We start from the raw sequence: 1,513 nt of genomic DNA on the forward strand, positions 1-1,513 counted from the left end.
TAGGCATGGGACTCATCCTTCCAGTGGCACCCTCTCGGCACCACAGATCAGATGTCACCTATCCGTGCAGCAGTCCCCTACGCTCCCGCATCCCCTGCGCCGCCCCCAACAACCGCGCCGCCTCCACCCCCCGACCACACCCAGCGCTCAACACCGCCACACACTCGATCACATCCGGCACCATCAAATACCCACCAATCTCCAACGCAATCCCCAACGCCACCACCGCATCCCGCCCCGCCAACCCCACATCACCCGCCGCCAACGCCACCCGAACCCGCGCCGCCAACAGGATCATCCGATGCCCGCCGGACGCGGCGTCGACCGCCTGGTCAGCCCAGCGTCGGGCTTCCTCGACGCGTCCTACGGCGAGCGCGGCCTGCGCCATGCCGTAGACATTCGACCCCAGCAACTCCAACTGCGGGCAGGTCTCCCACGCCAACTGACTGGTCTGGTAGGCGGCCTCGGCGTCGCCGGCGGCGAGCTCGGCATCGACGAGTGCACCAAGGCTCAGCGCCTGTTGGAGCCCGGTGATGTCTGCGGCGGTGTCGATAGCTGTAGTGGCAGCCGCACGAGCACCGTCGACATCGCCCTGATAAACCAGTGTCTTGCCCACCCCGAACAAACCGTGCACCTGCCACAGCGGGTCATTCGCAGCCCGAGAATCGGCTTCCAGACTTCGGAACTGTTCGGCCACGTCACAGAGGTCGGCGCACATCCAACCCGCGAGTGCAACGCACCAACGGCACATGCGGGACACGAAACCGTCGCCGAGGCGGTCAGCAATAGTCCGCCCCTCGCGTCCGGCTTCGCGGGCGGTAGCCGGATCCCCCGCCACATGCGCCGACAATGACTGCCACCCCAGAATCTGGCATAACTGCCAGTCGTCGCCGAGCGATCGAGCCAGCCCATTGGCTTCGGAGAGGTAGGCGGCCGCGGTCTCGGTGCGGAACGCACAGGTCGCACCGCAGGCGGCCAGCACTCGGGCGAGCAGAGCGGGGTCGCCGAGTTCGCGGGCGATCGCCAGAGCCGGGACTACTTCGTCCGTCTGGCCGAACGCACCGGTGAAGGCGTAAAGCACCACCTTGTCGGCGACAGCTCGAGCCCAGGCGGCCGGAGCAGCCGCCGCACCTGCGGAAAGTGCTGCGTCGAGCCACGCCAAACCTTCCGAGACCCGACCGTGCAGCCACAGCGGTTGCAGCGCCGACGCCAACCGCAGCGCCAATTCGGTGTCACCGTTGCCGCGACTCCAAGCGAACGCGGCACGCAAGTTGTTGATCTCGCTCAGCGCCCAGTTCGTGCACTGCTGATGGTGATCGGTCCCACTGGGGTTGTCGAAGGACGCGGCCGCGTCCGTGTAATGGTCGCGGTGGCGGATGTGGATCGCGTCGGCTTCGCCGGACTCCGCCAGCCGTTCCAAGGCGTACTGGCGCACCTGAGGGGGACCCGTTTGGTGGTCCAGCCGCTATGCGACTTTCGGTTGGTGGGTCGCGGCCCACTGTAGGGCAAAGTC

At 67.0% G+C, this 1,513-nt stretch carries 1 protein-coding gene; it reads right to left on the reverse strand.

What is annotated here, in order from left to right; translation table 11 throughout:
- Positions 1–58 precede the first annotated feature (58 nt).
- Complete coding sequence (locus AWC30_RS03100; protein ID WP_085108682.1) at positions 59–1,435, reverse strand: hypothetical protein; 1,377 nt, start codon at positions 1,433–1,435, stop codon at positions 59–61.
- Positions 1,436–1,513: the final 78 nt, after the last annotated feature.

The sequence above is a fragment of the Mycolicibacillus trivialis genome, from assembly GCF_002102395.1.
Lineage (GTDB): Bacteria > Actinomycetota > Actinomycetes > Mycobacteriales > Mycobacteriaceae > Mycobacterium > Mycobacterium triviale.